The organism is Komagataeibacter kakiaceti JCM 25156, assembly GCF_000613305.1.
Genome location: NZ_BAIO01000822.1, coordinates 1 through 705, shown reverse-complemented (window position 1 = coordinate 705; position 705 = coordinate 1). Strand labels below are relative to the sequence as shown.

Sequence of the window (705 nt, the reverse complement as noted above, 5' to 3'; positions counted from 1 at the left end):
TGCTGCCCGGCCTGCTGCGCCGCTTCCCGTGGCCGAAATCCATGCGCTGGGGCGAAGGCAGCGCCTTTACCTGGGTGCGCCCGCTGCGCCGCATTGTCTGTATCCTTGATGGGGAGACGGTCGATTTCACGCTGGCGGAAGGCGATGATAACGGCCACGGCCTGCGTTCGGGCAACCTGACCGAAGGCCACCGCTTCACCAGGCCCGGCGCGTTTGCCGTCACAAGCACCAAAACGTGGCTGGACGGCTTGCGCGCGCATGAGGTGGAGCCCGACGCCGCCGCCCGCCGCACCCTGATTGCCGAGGGCGTGGCCCGCCTGGCGGGTGAGGAAGCTGAATGTCGTGGCCGATCCCGGCCTGATTGACGAAGTGGCGGGCCTGACCGAATGGCCGGTTCCCTTCCTTGGCCGGATCGATGACGAATTCATGGACCTGCCGCCCGAGGTGATGCAGGTTTCCATGCGGGTGAACCAGCGCTATTTCGCGCTGCGCAACGCGGATGGATCGGCGGCCCCCCGCTTCGCCTTCGTGGCCAATCTGCTGCCACGCGACGGTGGCGCGCTGACCATTGCCGGGAACGAGCGCGTCCTGCGCGCCCGCTTTGCCGATGCCCGCCATTTCTGGGATCTGGACCGCGCCCACACGCTGGAAAGCCGGGTGCCCGCGCTGGAACGCATCGTGTTCCACGCCGCCCTGGGCAGTCAG

The 705-nt window shown here is 67.9% G+C and carries 1 pseudogene; it reads left to right on the top strand.

The annotated features are described in order from the left end of the window. Positions 1 to 705, top strand: a pseudogene (locus tag JCM25156_RS26450) (glycine--tRNA ligase subunit beta); the annotation flags it as partial.